16 protein-coding genes and 3 pseudogenes are annotated in these 18,161 nt (G+C 71.0%); 11 read left to right on the forward strand and 8 right to left on the reverse strand.

The window, feature by feature from the left end; genetic code table 11:
- Positions 1-12: 12 nt before the first annotated feature.
- The 3 genes from GA0070607_RS03710 to GA0070607_RS03720 all read right to left on the reverse strand — a co-directional run bounded on the left by GA0070607_RS03710 (position 13) and on the right by GA0070607_RS03720 (position 2,762).
- On the reverse strand, positions 13-855 hold the full coding sequence (locus tag GA0070607_RS03710) for a DUF4097 family beta strand repeat-containing protein (protein WP_089016904.1): 843 nt from the start codon (positions 853-855) through the stop codon (positions 13-15).
- Positions 856-927: 72 nt separating this feature from the next.
- Positions 928-1,449, reverse strand: a complete 522-nt coding sequence (locus tag GA0070607_RS03715) for a hypothetical protein (protein WP_089016905.1) — start codon at positions 1,447-1,449, stop codon at positions 928-930.
- A 101-nt stretch (positions 1,450-1,550) separates the two neighbouring features.
- Positions 1,551-2,762, reverse strand: a complete 1,212-nt coding sequence (locus tag GA0070607_RS03720) for an FUSC family protein (RefSeq protein ID WP_089016906.1) — start codon at positions 2,760-2,762, stop codon at positions 1,551-1,553.
- Positions 2,763-2,992: 230 nt separating this feature from the next.
- Here GA0070607_RS03720 and GA0070607_RS03725 point away from each other — a divergent pair, with 230 nt between their 5' ends.
- Entirely contained in the window at positions 2,993-5,200 is a 2,208-nt protein-coding gene (locus GA0070607_RS03725; protein ID WP_231930813.1) for a hypothetical protein, read from the forward strand.
- On the opposite strand, the gene GA0070607_RS03730 is transcribed toward GA0070607_RS03725, so the two are convergent.
- Together GA0070607_RS03730 and GA0070607_RS03735 are read right to left on the reverse strand one after the other, a co-directional pair.
- Entirely contained in the window at positions 5,197-5,943 is a 747-nt protein-coding gene (locus GA0070607_RS03730; protein ID WP_089016908.1) for an SDR family oxidoreductase, read from the reverse strand. The genes GA0070607_RS03725 and GA0070607_RS03730 overlap by 4 nt on opposite strands.
- Positions 5,944-6,317: 374 nt before the next feature.
- Entirely contained in the window at positions 6,318-6,620 is a 303-nt protein-coding gene (locus GA0070607_RS03735; RefSeq protein ID WP_231930815.1) for a DUF6069 family protein, read from the reverse strand.
- 116 nt (positions 6,621-6,736) lie between these two features.
- Between GA0070607_RS03735 and GA0070607_RS03740 the strand changes: the two genes are divergently transcribed.
- Together GA0070607_RS03740 and GA0070607_RS33180 are read left to right on the forward strand one after the other, a co-directional pair.
- Positions 6,737-7,636: a tetratricopeptide repeat protein gene (locus tag GA0070607_RS03740; protein ID WP_089016909.1), complete on the forward strand. Its 900-nt coding sequence runs from the start codon at positions 6,737-6,739 to the stop codon at positions 7,634-7,636.
- 610 nt (positions 7,637-8,246) lie between these two features.
- Positions 8,247-8,777 (forward strand): annotated as a pseudogene (locus GA0070607_RS33180) (ice-binding family protein); the annotation flags it as partial.
- 55 nt (positions 8,778-8,832) lie between these two features.
- Here the strand turns inward: GA0070607_RS33180 and GA0070607_RS33185 are convergent.
- Positions 8,833-9,129, reverse strand: coding sequence for a hypothetical protein (locus tag GA0070607_RS33185; protein WP_231931240.1), 297 nt, complete (start codon positions 9,127-9,129; stop codon positions 8,833-8,835).
- A gap of 53 nt (positions 9,130-9,182) precedes the next feature.
- On the opposite strand from GA0070607_RS33185, the pseudogene GA0070607_RS33190 reads away from it, so the two are divergent.
- The 4 genes and pseudogenes from GA0070607_RS33190 to GA0070607_RS03775 all read left to right on the forward strand — a co-directional run.
- Positions 9,183-9,302, forward strand: a pseudogene (locus GA0070607_RS33190) (LPXTG cell wall anchor domain-containing protein); the annotation flags it as partial.
- Positions 9,303-9,710: 408 nt separating this feature from the next.
- Positions 9,711-10,251, forward strand: a pseudogene (locus tag GA0070607_RS33195) (RNA ligase RtcB family protein); the annotation flags it as partial.
- Between the two features lie 25 nt (positions 10,252-10,276).
- Complete coding sequence (locus tag GA0070607_RS03770) at positions 10,277-11,110, forward strand: PIG-L family deacetylase (protein WP_089016913.1); 834 nt, start codon at positions 10,277-10,279, stop codon at positions 11,108-11,110.
- 155 nt (positions 11,111-11,265) lie between these two features.
- On the forward strand, positions 11,266-11,793 hold the full coding sequence (locus tag GA0070607_RS03775; protein WP_089016914.1) for a MarR family winged helix-turn-helix transcriptional regulator: 528 nt from the start codon (positions 11,266-11,268) through the stop codon (positions 11,791-11,793).
- A gap of 16 nt (positions 11,794-11,809) precedes the next feature.
- Here the strand turns inward: GA0070607_RS03775 and GA0070607_RS03780 are convergent, their stop codons facing one another.
- Positions 11,810-14,116: an LLM class flavin-dependent oxidoreductase gene (locus GA0070607_RS03780; RefSeq protein WP_089016915.1), complete on the reverse strand. Its 2,307-nt coding sequence runs from the start codon at positions 14,114-14,116 to the stop codon at positions 11,810-11,812.
- Between the two features lie 236 nt (positions 14,117-14,352).
- Between GA0070607_RS03780 and GA0070607_RS03785 the strand changes: the two genes are divergently transcribed.
- The 3 genes from GA0070607_RS03785 to trxA all read left to right on the forward strand — a co-directional run bounded on the left by GA0070607_RS03785 (position 14,353) and on the right by trxA (position 15,598).
- The gene (locus tag GA0070607_RS03785; protein WP_089016916.1) at positions 14,353-14,682 is read left to right on the forward strand and encodes a nuclear transport factor 2 family protein; all 330 of its coding nucleotides are present in this window, start codon (positions 14,353-14,355) and stop codon (positions 14,680-14,682) included.
- A gap of 206 nt (positions 14,683-14,888) precedes the next feature.
- The gene (locus GA0070607_RS03790; protein ID WP_089016917.1) at positions 14,889-15,281 is read left to right on the forward strand and encodes a MerR family transcriptional regulator; all 393 of its coding nucleotides are present in this window, start codon (positions 14,889-14,891) and stop codon (positions 15,279-15,281) included.
- Positions 15,251-15,598 (forward strand): thioredoxin, encoded by a 348-nt coding sequence (gene trxA / locus GA0070607_RS03795; protein WP_089016918.1) that lies wholly within the window; start codon positions 15,251-15,253, stop codon positions 15,596-15,598. Before GA0070607_RS03790 ends, trxA begins: the two co-directional genes overlap by 31 nt.
- A gap of 5 nt (positions 15,599-15,603) precedes the next feature.
- Here the strand turns inward: trxA and GA0070607_RS03800 are convergent, their stop codons facing one another.
- Entirely contained in the window at positions 15,604-16,155 is a 552-nt protein-coding gene (locus tag GA0070607_RS03800) for a DUF5872 domain-containing protein (RefSeq protein ID WP_089016919.1), read from the reverse strand.
- A 98-nt stretch (positions 16,156-16,253) separates the two neighbouring features.
- On the opposite strand from GA0070607_RS03800, the gene GA0070607_RS03805 reads away from it, so the two are divergent.
- Positions 16,254-18,149, forward strand: a complete 1,896-nt coding sequence (locus tag GA0070607_RS03805; RefSeq protein WP_089016920.1) for an ABC transporter ATP-binding protein — start codon at positions 16,254-16,256, stop codon at positions 18,147-18,149.
- Positions 18,150-18,161 lie beyond the last annotated feature (12 nt).

Genomic DNA, 18,161 nt, shown 5'->3' on the forward strand with positions numbered 1-18,161 from the left:
GGCGGGGGTCCATCAGGCGCGCCGGATCGTGATGTCGCCGTAGGAGGTGTTCGCCCGGACCTCGACCGTGTCGTCGGTCTGCGCCGGGCTGTCGGTCGTTTCGAGCGCGTTGTGCACCCGGCCGTGCCTGGAGCTGACATCGAGCCAGGCGGCAGTGCCGCGGCGAACCCCGACCTCGATGGCCCCGTAGGAGGTCTGCAGCTCGATCGACCCGCGCACAACCGCGCCCAGCCGGACGTTGCCGTAGGCCGTGCGTGCCGTCACCGAGGCCATCGGCCCGTCGAGGGTGATGTCGCCGTAGGCGGTGTTGACCCGGACGTCGCCGTTGCTCTGGCCGATCCAGCAGTCGCCGGACGAGTTCTTGATCTCGGCGGCGCCGTCGACCGCGCCGATGCGTACCTTGCCCGAGGAGGCCTTCACCCGGGCCGATCCGGCGACGTGCTCCACGGCCACCTCGCCGTGGCTGGTGTCGATCTCCAGCGGCCCGGTCCGGTCGAGCCGGATCGCGCCACCGGTCTTGAGGTAACACTCGCCGAGCCGGCCCTCACAGCGGAACGCCGCCCAGGACGCCCTGGCGTGCACCCGTGACCCGCTCGGCACCTCGATCAGGAGGTCGACCGAGGGCCCGGCGCCGGGGCCGAAGCGACGCCAACTCTTCGGTGCTCTGATCAGCAGTTGGCCGGCGGCGTACTCGACGGTGGTCTGCTCGGCGGCGCTCACGTCGGCCTTGCTCGACGGGTCACGGGGCCGCACCTGCACGACGGTGTCGGCGCGGTCGGTCGCGGAGATCCACGCGTCCCCGACGGGCAGCTCGATCTGGACGGAGATGGGTTCTGGCGTGTCGAAAGCAGGCATGGTGATCTCCCGGAATGTGGGCAGCGGGCATCGCCGCAGGTGAGTGGGGGGAGGGGAAGACGGGGTACGCGGTCAGCGCGCCCAGCCGGTGAAGTGCTGGCCCGAGCGGGGCTCCACCCGGCGCGTCGGGCGACGGTCCGGCTCGCCAGCCGCGACGGCGCCGGCGACGGCTCGTACCAGCCAGGCGTTGACCGACAGTCCGGCCCGGCCGGCGGCCTCCTCGACGCTGGCCTTCAGGTGGTCCGGAAGGCGGAGGTTGATTCGCGACGTGCCGCCGTCGTCACCGTCCGGTGCGAGCACCGGCGTCGGCAGCACCGGCGGACCGGTGTCCTCGCCCGCCTCAGCCGGTGGGCTGGCCGGCGTCACCACGAAGTCGGGCTCCCGGCCGCGCAGCCGGACGTGCACCGAGCCCGGAGCGAGTTCGCGGGTGATCTCGTCGGCCGCGTCGGAGAGCGCGTCGAGCAGCATGAGACGGGTCGCCGCCTCCAGTTGGGTGAAGAGCCGCTCGGCCAGCGCCCGGCCGTCCGGATCGACCCCCTCCGCGGCCACGGCGTACTCGTTACGCAGGTTCTCGACGTACGGCCTCAATTCCATGACACCATCATGGCACCACTTTGGCTCAGGATGCAACACCCTTGGCTCAAGGCGGTGCCATCGCCCTGGAGGCGGTCGCCTTCCGGCCGGAAATGTCCTGCTCACCCACGGGCCCCGCTGGGCGGCCTCAGCTCACCGAAGGCGCGCCGGACCACACGGTTCGCGGCCTCCTGGGTGACTCCGGTGGCCACCAACAGGTCACTGACGGTCGTGCGGACCTGCGCGACCACGACCGCGCCGGAGAAGCCGACCCCCTCCCGGTAGGCGTCGCCGGCCGCGCAGACCGCCCGCAGCGCCCGATCCCGCGCCCGCTTGGGTTCGTCGCCTGCGGCGAACTGCCGCTTGATCAGCCGGACCGCCTCGGCCAGGTCGGTGATTGCCCTCGGCATCGCCTCCGGTATCGGCTCGCCGTCCTCGATGAGGCTCACCGACCGGCGGATCAACGTCCCGCTGTTGCGCATCGCCCGGTCGATCGGCTCCGCCGCCTGCGCGTACCGGCCCACCGGTCCGTGCCGTTCGTGCCAGTGCATCGGCGACAGGGTGCTGGCCTCCCGCGCGCCCTGGGTCGCCTCGACGAGTGCCTTCAGCTCGTCCTTGTTCTGCCGCAGCTTGACCATGGCGTCACGTGCCGGAGCGGCATCGTGCCGGGCCAACGCGCCGGCCGTGGCGTCGAGCTGCTTACTCAGGAGGTCCAGCGCCGGCCGTGCGGCCCGGTTCAGCACCCGCAGCGGGTTCAGCGGCAGCAGTAAGGCAGTGACCAAAAGCGCCACCGCTCCCCCGACGAGGGCGTCCACGAACCGCGGGATCTCCAGGTCCCGCACGGACGGACTGAGCGTGGCGATGAGCACCGCCGTCGCCCCGGCCTGGATCACCACCGCCGCGCTGCCCGCCAGAAACAACGCGACGAGAATCGCCAGCACGACTATCAGGGCCAGCTGCCACCAGCCGGTGCCGATCACCACGAGCAGCAGGTCACCGATCAGCACCCCGACCGTCACGCCGATGACCAGCTCGACGGTGCGACGCAGGCGTTGGCCGACCGACGCGGCGAGGGTGGACACCGCGGAGATCGGCGCGAACACCGGCTGCGAGATCTGCAGCACCTCGTGCACCACCAGCCAGGACAGCGCCGCGGCCACGCCCGCCTGCACGGCGAGCCCGCTGATGGCGCGTGCCCGGAGCAGGCGGTCGCGCAGAGTGCCCGCCGCACGGCCACGAAGCCGGACGGCGGTCGCCGCCAGGCCGGGGTGATCGGTGCCGTCGGAGCGGGTCGGCGCAGTCCCGTCACCCCCGTGCCGATCGGCGTCGACCATGGCGGCACCTACCCCACCAGGACCGGATCAATCCTGGCCGGCGTCGTCGCGGGACCGGCGCACCCGGCGGTCACAGGCGTCGGGTGAGCGGCAGCGCGTCCGCTGTTGTCACGGTTGGGTCGGTCCGGGTCGGGTAGACGCCGGTCTGTCACACGGATGGCCGTCTCGCGGGATCGCGTGGCCAGGGCCGCCGGGCACGTCGGGGGGCGATGTCGGATGGATCAGCGGGGGTGAGTCGGCCGGAGATACCCGGCGGCGTCGTGGAGCTGCGGGTGCACGGGGTGTCCGGTGCGAGTGCAGCCCAGGTTCTGGACCTGCGGCAGGTGACGCAGGTGGCGGGGGACCGCAGCGGGGGCTTCTACCGACCCCGCCCGCGAAGCTCGGAGACCGGCGGCGCGCGAGGTGTCACGCTGGAGGCGTACCGCTGGGGTGATCTGCCCTCCGGGACCGTGGCCCGCACTGTGGCGCTGGTGTTCCTGCTGCCGTTCATGCTGGCCAATGTGGCGATCTGGATGCGCCCGGCCAACCCTGGCTCCGAGGCGATGGTCAAATCGCTGTGCCGGGTGCTGGCGCTCACGCTCACCGCGTTCTACGTGCTCGCCATTGCCGGCGTCGCCCTGGACCTGGTCGCCTGGAGGTGCATGGCCACGCCCCGCTGCCTGGCCGGACGCAGCTGGTTGTCCTGGCTGGGAGGGCACCCGACCGGACTGCGGCTGGCGGTGCTCGCGCTGGTCCCGGCCGCCGCCATCGGTGTGATCTGGCGCGCCAGCAACCGCCCGGGGAGGACATTCGACGCATTTCGCGCGCCCGACAGGGCGGTCTCGGACCATCCGCTCGGCGCTGTCGGTCAGTGGGACGCCGAACCGCTGGTGGGTCGGCTGCGCTCCATCCACGTGGCGGCGGCGTTCGCGACGCTGGACCTCACTCTGCTCGCCGCCCGGGCCGCGACCGGCGCCTCCGGCGTGACGGTCGCGCTGGCCGTGGTCACCGGAGCGGTCCTGGCCGCCTGTGTGGCGCTGCTCTGCACGCCCCCGCTCATCGACCGGGGCACCGCCGACCGCCGGCTCGACGGGGTCACCCGCACGCTGCGGACGATCGCCATCATCCTGACCGTCGTCGTCGTGGCCCACGTGCTGACCAGCCGTGCGCCGTGGCGGGCGGGGGGCGGCCTGCCCGCCTACGACGCGACCCTGGCCTGGCTGTTCGTCACCCAGACGACGCTGCTGGCCGCTCTGGGCGTGGTGCTGCTCTGGCGCCGGGACCGGCGACGGGACGTCACCCCGCTGTACGGGCTGGGAGCGCTGGTGATCGCGGCCACCGCGGTCAGCCTCGCGGTGGCGTACTCCGCCGAGCTGGTCTACCGGGTGTCGGACTTCCTGGATCGCGATCTGTCGACCGGCGTGGGCATCGCCACCGGCTCGCCCCGGGCGTACACCTGGGCGATCTACGGCTTCTTCCGCGCGGTGCTGATCACGCTGATCGTCGCGGGCCTGATGATCCTGATCTCCCGCCGCGGCCGGTACCGCGCCGCGGCGGCGATCGTCGCGCGCGACTACCCCGACGCGCCCCCGCACACCGAACCCCGGCTGCGCCAGGTGCGGCAGGCGATAGCCCGGGCCCGGTTCACCGAGAACCTGGTGCCGTTGGCCGTGGTCTACAGCTGCCTCGCCGGCCTCGGCACGGCCACCACCTCCATCGGCCTGCTGGAGCTGTTCCCGAGCGACGTCATCGAGCGGAACGTCGGGGTGCCGGGCGATGTGGTCACCTTCGGCATCGCGTTCGGCAGCTGGCTGATCGCGGCGATCATCCTCAGCCTGATCATCGCCGGGGTCTTCGCCTACCGGAGCGTCCCGTTCCGGCGCCACGTCGGCGTCCTCTGGGACCTCGGCACCTTCTGGCCCCGGGCCGCCCACCCGTTCGCGCCACCCTGCTATTCGGAACGGGCCGTGCCGGAGCTGGCCCGACGGATCACGTACCTGGTCTCGCGGGGCAACGCGGTGCTTCTCACCGGGCACAGCCACGGCTCGGTGCTGCTCGCCGCGACGGTGCTCCAACTGCCGCCGCAGGTCGGCAGCCGGGTCGCGCTGCTCACCCACGGGTCGCCGCTGCGCCGGCTCTACGGGCGGCTCTTCCCCGCCTACATCGACGACGCGGCGCTGCGCGAGATCGGGGACCGGGTCGGCTGGCGGTGGGTGAACCTGTGGCGCGACACCGACCCCATCGGCGGCTGGCTCTTCTCCCCCCACCGGTCGGGGGCGCCGGCGACGGTGGAAGGCCCTCCGGGCGCGGTGGACCGCCGACTGCGAGATCCCACCGATGTGGTGACGCCACCCAGCGACAGCGTCCCGCCACCCATCCAGGGGCACTGCCCGGAGGAACCGGACGAGTCGTTCACCGCCGCGGCGCGTGAGCTGGTGCGGCGCCTCGAAAGACCCTAGGCCGCCTGCGTGCGCCAGTCGTCGAGGCGCGTGCCGGCGACGCGCGCGCCATCGGCGGGGACGAGGGAGCGTTCGCCCAGCGTGGTGCCGAAGTACCGGGCTTCGGGATCGGTCACCACCGAGCGGGAGTCGGAACGGGCCGCGAGCATGTGTCGGCCCAGCTCGTCGAGGCGGAACTGCTCTGGCCCGGCGATCTCGACAGTACCGTTCGTCGGTACGCCGACCGTTACCTCGGCAACGGCGGACGCGACGTCGTCGGCAGCCATCGGCTGGATGAGCGCCGGCGGGAGGCGTACCGTGTCGCCCTCCGTGGCGGCGTCGATGATGCCCTGCACGAACTCGAAGAACTGCGTGGCGTGCACCAGCGAGTACGGCAGCCCGGACGCCGCGATGAGCTTCTCCTGGGCAACCTTGGCCCGCATGTACCCGCTGTCCGGAAGCCGGTCCGAGCCCACGATCGAGAGGGCTACGTAGTGCCCGACCCCGGCTTCCGCCGCGGCGGCGAGGAGGTTCCGGGTGGACGTCTGGAAGAACTCCAACACGGCGGCGTCCTCGAACGAGGGGGAGTTCGACACGTCGACGACGACGTCGGCGCCGTCGAGCACCTCACCCACCCCTTCACCGGTCAACGTGTTCACGCCGGTCTTCGGCGACGCCGGGACGGCCTCATGACCCTGCGCGCCGAGCTTGCTCACGAGCTTGGAGCCGATGAGGCCGCTGCCGCCGATAACGACGATCTTCATGGACCAGCCTTTCCCGCTGTCAGCTGACGGATCACCCCGGGGCGGACGGAGTCACGACGCCATCAGGCTACGTACCCGCGGACACCTCGCGTGGAGACATCACGCCTCATGATTCTGTGCGTCTTCACGGCGGCCCGAAACGCGCCACACACGCCGCCGCCAGGTTGTCGGGCGGGTCGCCACCGATCGGGGTGGGGGTGCGGCGCGGAGCGCGCGGGGCGGGGCGGGGCATGCCCAGCCAACTCGCACCCCACCCCGACCTTCTCGCCGCACCAGCGCCCGTCCCGGTTGTCAAGGCGCGCTTGACGCGCATCGTGCGACCTACTGGAATCCCGCGACGGCCCGCACGTGCCCGATCGGCACGTCGTCCGTCCTTATCGGCAGGCCTGCCGGCCGGGCAGCCCGATGATGAGCGCCGCGCCGACGGTCAGGTGCATGCCGAGCAGGACCAGCCGGCTGCTGGTGCCGATGCCGCTGCCCAGCGGGCCGGCCAGCGTGAGCACCAGCACGACCAGCGCGATGATCCGGAACGTCCGAGCGGGGGCGCGGCCGACGGTACGCTCCAGCAGCGCGAGCAGGCCCCAGGCGGCCAGGCCGGCGATCAACGCGGCCACCACCACAACAGCCGGCCCGATGTGCTGGGTGGCCTCGCCCTGGCGGACGGCGAGGTCGCTCATCACTGGCGCGCAGCCTCACCATCGCCACCGGCCTCGGCGCGGACGAGACGGGCGAGCTGCTGTCCGGCGCGCTGGCCACCGCCGGGGGCGAGGACCCCCTGCTGCGCTGGCAGGCGTTGTGGCAGGTCGCCGACTGGCGGCGGCAACGCAAGGAGTACGCCGAGCAGCGGGCCTACCTCGACGAGCTGACCACGCTCAGTGACCAACTCGGGCTGCCCGAGCTGCGGGCCAGGGCACTGGCCGAGCTGGCCCGCTGCCTGCGGTCCACCGGCGAGGTCCCAGCCGCCGTCGACACCGCGCTGACGGCCCACAAACTTGCCAAGGACAACGCGCTGGCCCCCTATGTCATGGCGAACGTCCTGCTGGCCGTGGTGTCGGCGCTGGCCGAGGCAGACCGACTGCCCGAGGCCGGCCGGCACACCGACGAACTGCTCAGCCTCGTCGAGGGCCGGTCAGACCCGCTGTGGGCCGAGGCACTCTGGACCGCGGCCAACGTCCGACTCCGCCAGGGCGAGCCCGCGGTCGCGGCCGAGCTGCTAGGCGAGGCCGTGCGAGGGTTCGACGGACGCGACAACGCCACCCTGTGGACGCGCCTGCGGATCAGCGCGGCCAGGCTCAACCTCCAGACCACCCCGCCGGACACCGAAGCCGCCCACCGCCGCGTCGAGGAAGTCCAGGCCTGCTTCCCCTTGACCGGCACACCCGCCATCGAACAGGAGCTGCTGTTCCTGCGCGCGCACCTCGCCATGGACACCGGACACCCCGCCGAGGCCCGCGCGCTGCTCGACGAGCTCGACCGCCTCGACCCGCTCCTGCCCTACCAGGACCGCATCCAAGTCGACGTGCTGCGCAACCGGCTCCTCCTACTGGAGGGCGCACGCGACGAAGCGGTGGCCGGCCTGCGCGGCCTCGCCGAACAGGCCCAGGACAACGGCAACATGGCACTTGCCGCTGAAATCTGGCGGCTCCTCGCCGAATCCCTCGCCCAGGACCCACCACGGCCGACCCGCGCGTAGACGATGGTGTGTGCCTCCTGCACGATCAGGAGACGGCATCGCATCGGGAGGGTCGACGTGACCCGGTACCCCACCCGGCGTTCGCCCGGGCCCATGAGCGGGTCAGCATGGCGATGGACCGCGCCAGCACCGCGGAGCACCGGCGGAGTCTCGTCGCCGGCCGATCCGGCCGGGTGGGTACGGCCACCGGCCGGCTGCCCTCGCCACCTCCGCTGCCTCTGGCGGTGATTCATGTCGGACCGAACTGACAACCGGACGATCTGTGGGTCGCCGGGGGCGACGCGATGAACACGAGACCGGCAAGGAGGATGTGAAGCTTTGTCCCATTCGTGCCGATCATCCATCCCTATTGCACCATTTTGGTGGCATAAGCGACGCCAACGTGATGTGGTGGTCAGCGCACTTGTCTGCGCTATTTAGGCCGTTTCGCGCAGGGAGCGACTCGCGAGACGCGTCCTGCGGGTAGTACCCACGGAGGAGTTCTGTGACAGCAAAACCTAATCTTCGTCTACGGCGTGCGGTCTTGCCGACGCTCGCGGCTTCCGCGGCCGCCGCCGTCGCGGCCAGCTTGCTGCTCTTCTCGACCGCAGCCAACGCGCAGGAAGCACCGGTGGGCCTGGGGACGGCGGCGAACTTCTCCGTCCTGGCCGGGGCCGAGCCCACCAACATCGGCGCCAGCTTCCTGGCCCAGAGTCTCGGCCGGTACCCGGGCAACACCCAGTCGGGCTTCGAGACGGCAACCATCGGCGGCGAGGTCCACCTCGGCGACGCGGTCGCCCTACAGGCCCAGAGCGACCTGACCACCGCATTCAACGACGCCGCCGGCCGGACCCCGTTCACAGTCCTTCCGTCAGAACTCGGCGCCGGCAACACACTCAACGCCGGGGTCTACCGGATCGGGGCCGCGGAGCTGACCGGGTCCCTGACGCTCAACGGCCAAGGCAACCCGGCGGCCGTGTTCATCTTCCAGGTCGACTCGTCGCTGACCACGGCGGCGAACAGCAGCATCATCCTGATCAATGGCGCCTCGGCCTGCAACGTGTTCTGGAAGATCGGCAGCTCGGCAACGATCGGCACGGGGACCGCCTTCGTCGGCACCATCATGGCTCAGGCCGCGATCACGATGGCCACGGGCGCGAGGCTCCAGGGCCGCGCGCTGGCGAGAACCGCAGCCGTCACCCTCGACAACAACGTGATCACCGCACCCATTTGCGCTGGGCCGTCCGGCCCACCCGGCCCGTCTGGTCCGCCCGGCCCGTCTGGCCCGCCCGGTAGCCCCGGAGCACCAGGCAGCCCCGGCGCGCCCGGCAGCCCAGGAGCACCAGGCAGCCCTGGAGCGCCAGGAAGCCCAGGCGCACCCGGAGCACCCGGTAGTCCCGGCGCACCCGGAGCACCCGGTAGCCCAGGCGCACCCGGAGCACCCGGTAGCCCAGGCGCACCCGGAGCACCCGGTAGTCCCGGCGCACCCGGAGCGCCCGGTAGCCCAGGAGCACCGGGCAGCCCTGGAGCCCCAGGTAGCCCCGGGTTCCCCACGAGATCGGGCGACAAGGTCCTGCCGGTCACGGGTAGCAGCGTGATCCCAGCCATGACGGGCTTCGGAAGTGTCATGGTCGCCCTGGGCGGGCTCGTGTTCTTCCTCGCCCGGCGTCGAAGCCAGGAGTCCTGATCGGTGGCCCGGCCGGCGACCTGCCGGCCGGGCCCCATCTTTACCGCCCTGACGCGACCACTGACGAGAGCGGGCCGCCGCCCTGCACGCAGCGTCACCCGGACCGTGCCATACGACCGGACGTCTGCGCGCCGGGTGGTAGCCCGCACCCCTCAGATCAGACGCGACGCGGTGCGCTCATCTCGGCAGCGAAACGCCGCCAACCCGATCCCGCAGGCTGCCGGACCGTTGCATGCCAGGCGCAGTCGCTGGCCGCCTGGGGAAAATCGCTTGCTGTGCACGGCGGGCTCCGCGACAGTGGTGTCCATGACGTACTGACGGACAACCCCCTGCTCCACGGCACCGGCGACGCCGCCCCGGTGCCGTGCTGCCGTCCGTCCCTGCGTTTCCCTCGGAAGCGAGCGTCTCTTGTCTGAGCACCACTCCCGTCGGGAGTCTCTGCCCCCGTCCACTCCGGCGACCGTCTCGGTGTTCGCCTCCCCCGCCAGCCGGATCGAGTCCACTGCCCTGGCGCAGTGCCAGCAGGTGGCCGCCGTCGACGCCATCATCCGCGTTGCCGCCATGCCAAACCTGCACGCGGCACAAGGTGCGCCCGTCGGTGCCTCCATGGCGTCGACCGTGCTGTACCCGTTCCTGGCGGGCTCCGACATGGGGGGCGGCACCGTCGTTCTCCCGATCCGGCTCAAGCGCGTCGTACCCGAGTGCCTGGCCGCGCGGTTCTCCGACCTCGACCGTGCGCTGGGCCGAGCGGGACACCAACGACCCGGCCCGGGCCACCGTGCCGGGCGACGTTACGGCCGGCCAATGCCTCGGGACGGTCGGCCGGGGCAACCACTTCGGCAGACGTACGCGCGTCGACATCTTCTGCGACCCCAGTTGCGCGGCCCGTCTCGGGCTCGGCGCCGGTGACCCCGTGCTCATCGTCGAGAACGGGCGTGTCGGCTCCGGCGCGGATGGCCTCGTAGGGTGGTGGCATGGCTGAGCGATCTCTGACCTTGATGGCGGTGCACGCGCACCCCGACGACGAGGCGACGAGCACCGGTGGTGTTCTGGCGCGCTATGCGGCGGAGGGCATCACCACAGTGCTCGTGACGTGCACCGACGGGCGCTGTGGCGACGGCCCCGACGGGGTCAAGCCCGGCGACCCGGGGCACGACCCGGCCGCGGTCGTGGCGATGCGCCAGGCCGAGCTGGAGGCCAGCTGCGCGGCGTTGAAGGTCTCCCACCTGGAGACGCTCGGCTACGGCGATTCCGGGATGATGGGCTGGGCGACCAATGACCTGCCCGGCGCGTTCTGGGCCACGCCGGTCGACGAGGCCGCGGACCGGCTGGCGGAACTGATCCGCCGGTACCGGCCGGACGTGGTCGTCACCTACGACGAGAACGGCTTCTACGGCCACCCGGACCACATCCAGGCCCACCGGATCACCATGGCCGCTGTCGCGAAGACGGACGTTCCCGCGAAGGTGTACTGGACCACTGTGCCTCGTACGGCCTTCGCGGAATTCGGCCGGATCATGCGGGAACTCGGCGTCGACTGGGCCGAGCCGGACGCGTCGTCGGCCGAACCGACGCCGGAGCTCGGCCTGCCCGACGACGAGATCACCACCTGGGTGGACACGCGCAGCTACGGCGAGCAGAAGTTCGACGCGTTGGCCGCGCACGCCAGCCAGACCGAGAACATCTTCTTCCTGCAACTGGGCCGGGAGCGGTTCACCGACCTGATGGGCATGGAGACCTTCGTCCGGGTCCGGGACACCACAGGTGCGCCGCTCCCCGAGGACGACCTCTTCGCCGGACTGCGGTGACCCGTCGCCGCCCGGACGCGGCCCGCAGTGCCGCCGGCGGCCCGACCCGGGTCACGATCACGATCCCGGCCGACCCGCCGTGAACCAAGCGGGCGCTAAACAGTTGACCGGACAACACATAAGGTGATCAACACACTGCTTGTTAGAGTTTGCACATGTCCGACATCGACCCCTGCGAACTGCCAGCCGACCGCCAGCGCGGTTCGAACTTCGGGTGGTCTCTCGGCATGGTGCTGCGACGCTGGCACGAGTACGTCGAAGAGACGCTGAAGGACCTGCCCCACGGCAGCCGCGGCTACCACATCCTGGCCGTGGTCGTGCATGAAGACGTGCCGACCCAGGCGGCCCTGGCGACCCGCCTGGTGATCGACCGCAGTGTCCTCACGTACGTGATCGACGACCTGGAGAACGCCGGCCTGATCGAGCGGCAGTTGGATCCGCGCGACCGCCGTGCCCGCCGGATCGTGGCCACCGAGCGCGGGAGGCTGGCACTGGCCGACGCCGAGAAGCGGGTCGCGCACGCCGAGGACCACGTGCTGGCCGGGCTGCCCGAAGATCAGCGTGCCACCTTCCGGGACTTCGCCGACCGCGCCGCCGAGGCGATCCAGGCCGCCGCGCCCGGCACCGACCCCTGCGCCGCGGTGACCAGCGTCATCGGGACGACCGACCAATCCCCGCGCTGACCCGGACGGACCGGCCTCAGGCGGCACTGTCGGTCTCCTCTCCGCCCTGCCGGGCAGGCGCCGGTGGGATGGGGAAGTTGCGGTTGAAGACGTTGTCCGGGTCGTACGTCGCCTTGACGTCGCGCAGCCGGCTGAGGGTGGGCTCGGGGAAGGCGTCCAGGAGCCGCTCCGGGCTCGTGTCGGACTCGAAGCTCAGGTACATGCCGTCGAGGTGCTCGTACAGGTCGGCCCAGAGCTTGTCGAGTCGGGACCGACGGTCCGGGACGGTGGCGGCGAGCACGGAGAAGTTCTGCTCCCGGTGCGCGTAGGCGGTGGCCTCGCGGGTGACGTCGTTGACCGCTCCCCCGACGGAACGGAACTGCATGACCATCACGTCACCGGAGCCGATCATCGTCGCCATGACCTCTGCGGCCTGCGGTGTGATGTGGTGCAGCAGGCCGCTGTGGCTGTCCGACAGGCCCTGGCCCCGATGCTGGTCGCCGGGCGGGGCGACGAGCGCCGGATACGGCGCGAGCTGCGCCTGCTGGTCGAGGATCGGCCCGATCTCCAGGAACGGGCTCAGAGCGGACTGCGCCGCTTCGATGTCGTCCCCGGCGTACACCAGGGTGACCTGGGCCATCGGTGGGTTGCCGCGGCGTCCGGGGAACAGGCTCAGGAAGCTCGTCAACTCGCGCGGCGCGTCCTCGATGAGCCGGCCCCAACGACCGAGCAGGTCGGCGGTGTCGCTCGCGTCGACCACGAGCCGGGCGAAGACGACCTTGTCGACCTCGTACGCCTCCAGCTCGAGGGCGGTGACGACGCCGAAGTTGCCGCCGGCGCCGCGGATCGCCCAGAACAGGTCGGGGTGGTGGTGTTCGTCCACCCGCAGCAGGCTGCCGTCGGCGGTGACGATCTCGGCGGCGACGATGTGGTCGATGGTCAGGCCATACTTGCGCACCAGGTATCCGACGCCGGCGGTGGTGGCGAGGCCACCGACGCCCACGTCGCCGTAGTCCCCCGAGCTCATCGCCAGCCCGTACGGGGCGAGCGCCTGGGCGACGTGCCCCCAGCGGGCTCCCGGCTCGAGGCGGATCCGGTGGGTCGCCCGGTCGAGCACCTCGACCTTGTCCATCCTGGACATGTCGATGACGATTCCGCCGTCGTTCGTCGACCGGCCGCTGATGCCGTGCCCACCGCTGCGTACGGCGAGCGGAAGCTGCTGCGTCCGCGCGTAGGCCACGGCGTCGACCACCTCGGCGGCGTCCCGGGGGCGGATCACCAGGGCGGGTGAGCCCTTCCAGCTGTGGCTGTGGCGCACCTGCTCGTACTCGGGGTCGCCGGGCTCGACGGACCCCGTGGCCAGCGACGCGGGCAGGGCGTCATAGTCGACGCCGGGCTGGCGCCTGGCCAGGGCCACTGTCGACCGGACCCGGCCGGTTGTGGTCCCGTTTCCCGCGCGTTCCTTGGCCACGGCCTCCCGCAGCGCGGGGGCGATCTCCTGCCCGAACGCCTGGATGAGGCGTGGATCGTCGCGACCGATGAGGAAGGTGCTGAACCCCTCGTCGAGGACCAGCGGGAGGAGCTGGTCGACCCACTGCTCGGCCGGCCCCTGGAGGAAGCCGCGGCTACGCGTCGACACGTCGACCGTGAACACGTTGAGCAGCCGGCGGATCTGTCGCGGGTCGCGTCCGGCCGCCACCGCCGCCTCGTCGATGAGTCGGTTGGCGGTGGCCCGGTCCGGTGACCGGAGGTACTCCTGCGTCGGCAACCAACCGTCGGCCTTCTGGCCGGTCAGTGCCAGCATCCGAGGCTGGTAGGCGCCGAGCCAGATGTTGATGTCGTGCTCCGGTGCCGGGCCGCGCCGCATGCCCGGGATCGGGTAGTACTTTCCCTCGCGCTGGAACGGTCCGGCGGTGCCGTCGTCCCAGACGCCACGCAGCACGTCGATCGCCTCGCGCAACGCCTCGACGCCCTGCCCGGCGGTCAGCCGACGCGCGCCCATCCCCTCGACCCCGTCCCAGAAGGCGCCGGCGCCGAGGCCGAGCTCGAATCGGCCGTGCGACAGCCGGTCCAGGCTCGCCGCGGCCCGGGCCAGGACGGCCGGCGGGCGCAGCGGCAGGCTCAGGACGTTCCCCGAGATCCGTAGCTGCTCGGTACGGGCGGCCACCCAGCTCAGCAGGGTCCAGGTGTCGAGGTAGTCGGCGTTGTAGGGATGGTCCTGGAAGGTGGCGAGGTCCAGCCCCGCCGCCTCGGTCAGCTCCGCCAACGCCACGACCCGGTCCGGGTCGTGCGCGGTCGGCGTGAGGAACGTCCCGAACAGGAGGTCATGTCCGTAATCGGGCATTGCCGTACCACCAATCTGCTTCTCATTGGTCGACAGGTTCTGTTGATCCACAACTTATTTGCCGGACCGCACATTCCGTTCGGCAGCGAGGTGTGTTGGTCACAACATGAGTTGTCGAACAAACGATGGTGAGCGCCGGCCCCGGGTCATCCACGCGTCGGACGCGTTCCGCCCGAGGTCAGCGGCGGTTGCTCTACGCTCACCACCGGACTTTCCAACCGACGAAAGATCGACTCATGGCCACCACGGACACTCCTGCCGCCATCCGCGCCTTCATCGACGCGACCAACACCGGCGACTCGGAGGCCTTCGCCGCCGCCTTCACCGACGACGCCTACCTCAATGACTGGGGCCGCGAGTATCGCGGCCGTGACGGCGTACGCGACTGGGACCGCACCGACAACATCGGCAAGCAGTCGCACTTCGAGATCGTCGCGGTCGAGTCCGGCTCCGATCCCGACAGCTACGTCGTCACCCTCACGGTGACCGGCAACGGCTACAACGGCACCGGCCCGATGACCTTCCACCTGCGCGACAACCTCATCGCGAGCCTGCGGATCAGCTGACGGCCGGCGCCACGCCAGGACACCCGGAACCGCGCCGGCCCGTCACCGCGGTGCAAGTGCGTCCACGATTGACAGCACATCGACGCGCCGCTATTTGACTGGTGTTCGCCGTCTACGGGGAGCAGTTCCGCATCGGCTAGACGCCCTTGCCTTGACGCCGGCGACAAGGTTTAGCGTGGTCGCGACGGGCTGACGGAGGGGGTCGGATGCTGATCGGGGAGCTGGCTGAGCGGGCCGGCACGAGCACACGCGCCCTGCGCTACTACGAGGCACACGGGCTGGTCCTGGCCCAGCGGTCGGCCAACGGCTACCGCGTCTACGAAGAGGCGGAGCTTCGGGTCGTACGGGAGATCCGCGCACTGCTCGACGTCGGCTTCGGCCTCGACGACGTCCGCCCGTTCGTCGCCTGTCTGCGGGCCGGCAACGCGTCCGGCGACGTCTGCCCGGATTCGGTGACGGTGCTGCGACGCAAGCTCGCCGAGGTCGACGCCTACCTCGACCGGCTCGGCGCCGTCCGCCAGCAGCTCCACGCCCAGCTCACCCACGCCATCGCGCACCGGGAGGAAACATGCCCCAGGAAACGGCAGTCGGCTCACTAGTCACCGTCACCGACGACACGTTCGCCGAGCTGGTGCTGGCCAGCGACCGGCCGATGGTGGTCGACTTCTGGGCGGACTGGTGCCCGCCCTGCAAGGCGATCGAAAAGAGCCTGGCCGAGCTGGCCGGGGAGTTCGGCGAGCGGATGGTCGTGGCCAAGCTCAACTCCGACGAGAACCCGGAGGCCACCCGGCGTTACGCCGTCATGTCGCTGCCGACGCTGCTGGTCTTCCGGCGGGGCGAGGTCGTCGGCTCGACAGTGGGGTCCAGGCCGAAGACTTACCTGCGGCAGATCCTGACCACCCAGGCCGGCCTGTAGCTCGGTCAGCGGCGGCTGAGCTCCGCCTCAAGTCGCTGGATGAGCGTCTTGCGGCCCTTGCCGTCGCGCTCCCGTCGCAGGGCGGCTCTGAGCTGACGCGTGTCGAGCCCACGGACCAGCTTGGCCGCCTCGGCGACCGACATCTCCGACATCCGTCCGGCCGTCGTGGCGTCCCGGCGGGCTCGACTGGCCGGCCCGGTGTTGGCCACGAACTGCCTGCCGGTTCGCGACGCCTTCCGCTTCTTGGTGTCGGTGGCGCGCTTTTCCTCCTCCGACAGCTCCTCCCAGGCCTTCTTCGGCAGGTAGCGACTGGTTGTGTCACCGTGCCGGGCCCGGGTGTCGCCCTCCCTGGTCTGCCACTCCTCCGCGCCCCACCGCTGCAGGGACTTCTGCCGCTCGTCCTTGGGGCCCAGGAATCCCCCGCCGCGCCTCTTGTACTCCTGAGTGACCAGTTGTGACTTCCGCGCCGACCACTGCCCCGGTCTGCCGCCCTTGTCGGAAGCCTTGATCTCTTCCTTGATCTGCTCTCTGAGCTCGGGCTTCGTGTACCGCGCCATGGATCGCAGCTACCCGGGGCCGCACCGCATATGCCTCCCGCGCGGCGGCTTGACCTCAACCTCACACGAGGTTCTAGCCTGCTTCCCGGAGGTACGGCATGAGCATGGAAGTTACCGCGTGGACGTCGCTGCACCACGCGATGAACGCGCAGGACGAACGACCGCTGTCCCGGGCGACCCTGACGCGCATCGCGCGGTTCGCACGGCCACATCGTGCGCTGATCATCAGGTTCCTGCTGTTGAGCGTGGTGACAGCTGCCCTCACGGTGGCGGCGCCGGTGCTCGCCGGTCGGGTCGTGGACGCGATCGTCGACGGCGCCGACAGCGGCGTCGTGATCCGGTTGGCGGTGCTGATCGCCGTGATCGCCCTGGCCGAAGCCGGCCTGGGTCTGGTGACGCGGTTCCTGTCCGCCAGCATCGGTGAGGGCCTGATCGTCCAGCTGCGGACGGCCGTCTTCGACCACGTCCAGCGCATGCCTGTGGCGTTCTTCACCCGGACCCGTACGGGTGCGCTGGTCAGCCGTTTGAACAACGATGTGATCGGCGCGCAGCGGGCATTCAGCGGCACCCTGTCGAGCGTGGTCGGCAACGCCGTCACACTGGCCCTGACGCTGGCGGTCATGCTCAGCTTCTCGTGGCAGATCACCCTGCTGGCGCTCGTACTGCTGCCGATCTTCGTCCTCCCGGCCCGGCAGATGGGTTCGCGGCTCGCCCGGTTGCAGCGCGAAGCGGCCGAACACAACGCGGCAATGAGCACCCGGATGACCGAGCGTTTCTCGGCACCCGGAGCGACACTGGTCAAGCTGTACGGACGTCCGGCCGAGGAGTCGGCCGAGTTCGCGGCGCGGGCGCGCCGGGTGCGCGACATCGGCGTCCGCACCGCCATGCTCCAGTGGGTCTTCATCACCGCGCTCACCGTTGTCGGCTCGCTGGCGCTGGCCCTGGTCTACGGGTTGGGCGGTTTCTACGCCCTGCGGGGCAGCCTCGACGCCGGCACAGTGGTCGCGCTCGCGCTGCTGCTGTCGCGCCTCTACGCGCCCTTGACGTCGCTGGCCAGTGCCCGGGTGGAGGTGATGAGCGCGCTGGTGAGCTTCGAGCGGGTGTTCGAGATCCTCGACCTCAAGCCGCTGATCCTCGACAGGTCCGATGCGCGGCCGCTCCCGGACGGACCGGTGGCCGTGGAATTTGACGCGGTACGGTTCGGCTACCCGTCGGCCGACAAGGTGTCGCTCGCGTCCCTTGAGGATGTGACGAAGCTCGATACGCGCGGCGGCGAGGAGGTGCTGCACGGCGTGTCGTTCCGCGCCGAAGCGGGGCAGATGGTCGCCCTTGTCGGCTCCTCCGGGGCGGGCAAGTCGACGATCGCCCAACTCCTGCCGCGCCTGTACGACGTCGAGGGCGGCACGGTGAAGCTCGCCGACGTCGACGTACGCGACCTGTCGGCCGAGTCGATCCGAGCGGCGCTCGGCGTGGTGACCCAGGACGGGCACCTGTTCCACGAGAGCATCCGCGCCAACCTGGTGTTCGCCCGGCCGGACGCGACCGAGGAGGAGATGTGGGAGGTGCTGCGACGGGCCCGGCTCGACACCCTGATCCGCTCACTTCCGGACGGGCTCGACACCGTCGTCGGTGAGCGGGGGTACCGCCTGTCGGGCGGGGAACGGCAACGCCTCACCATCGCGCGGCTACTGCTGGCCCGTCCCCGTGTGGTCATCCTGGACGAGGCCACGGCGCATCTGGACTCCACGTCGGAAGCCGCCGTACAGGACGCCCTCGCCGAGGCCCTGACCGGCCGGACCAGTGTGGTCATCGCGCACCGGCTGTCCACCATCCGCGCGGCCGACCAGATCCTCGTCGTCGAGGACGGACGCATCGTGGAACGCGGGCGGCACAGCGAGCTACTCGCGGCCGGTGGCCGGTACCAGGATCTGTACCGCACCCAGTTCGACCAGGACGAGCCGACGGCCCAGGACGAGCGCGTCGCGGCCGTCTGAGGGATGTCTTCG

Origin of the sequence: Micromonospora coriariae (assembly GCF_900091455.1) — a bacterium.
Classification (GTDB): Bacteria; Actinomycetota; Actinomycetes; order Mycobacteriales; family Micromonosporaceae; genus Micromonospora; species Micromonospora coriariae.

Excerpts from the sequence above, each read along its gene's own strand:
- GA0070607_RS03785 (WP_089016916.1), top strand. The coding sequence starts at position 14,353 with ATGGCCACCACGGACACTCCTGCCGCCATCCGCGCCTTCATCGACGCG.
- GA0070607_RS03710 (WP_089016904.1), bottom strand. The coding sequence starts at position 855 with ATGCCTGCTTTCGACACGCCAGAACCCATCTCCGTCCAGATCGAGCTG.
- GA0070607_RS03715 (WP_089016905.1), bottom strand. The coding sequence starts at position 1,449 with ATGGAATTGAGGCCGTACGTCGAGAACCTGCGTAACGAGTACGCCGTG.
- GA0070607_RS03780 (WP_089016915.1), bottom strand. The coding sequence starts at position 14,116 with ATGCCCGATTACGGACATGACCTCCTGTTCGGGACGTTCCTCACGCCG.
- GA0070607_RS03720 (WP_089016906.1), bottom strand. The coding sequence starts at position 2,762 with ATGGTCGACGCCGATCGGCACGGGGGTGACGGGACTGCGCCGACCCGC.
- GA0070607_RS03800 (WP_089016919.1), bottom strand. The coding sequence starts at position 16,155 with ATGGCGCGGTACACGAAGCCCGAGCTCAGAGAGCAGATCAAGGAAGAG.
- GA0070607_RS03770 (WP_089016913.1), top strand. The coding sequence starts at position 10,277 with ATGGCTGAGCGATCTCTGACCTTGATGGCGGTGCACGCGCACCCCGAC.
- trxA (WP_089016918.1), top strand. The coding sequence starts at position 15,251 with ATGCCCCAGGAAACGGCAGTCGGCTCACTAGTCACCGTCACCGACGAC.
- GA0070607_RS03730 (WP_089016908.1), bottom strand. The coding sequence starts at position 5,943 with ATGAAGATCGTCGTTATCGGCGGCAGCGGCCTCATCGGCTCCAAGCTC.
- GA0070607_RS03790 (WP_089016917.1), top strand. The coding sequence starts at position 14,889 with ATGCTGATCGGGGAGCTGGCTGAGCGGGCCGGCACGAGCACACGCGCC.
- GA0070607_RS03735 (WP_231930815.1), bottom strand. The coding sequence starts at position 6,620 with ATGAGCGACCTCGCCGTCCGCCAGGGCGAGGCCACCCAGCACATCGGG.
- GA0070607_RS03805 (WP_089016920.1), top strand. The coding sequence starts at position 16,254 with ATGAGCATGGAAGTTACCGCGTGGACGTCGCTGCACCACGCGATGAAC.
- GA0070607_RS03775 (WP_089016914.1), top strand. The coding sequence starts at position 11,266 with ATGTCCGACATCGACCCCTGCGAACTGCCAGCCGACCGCCAGCGCGGT.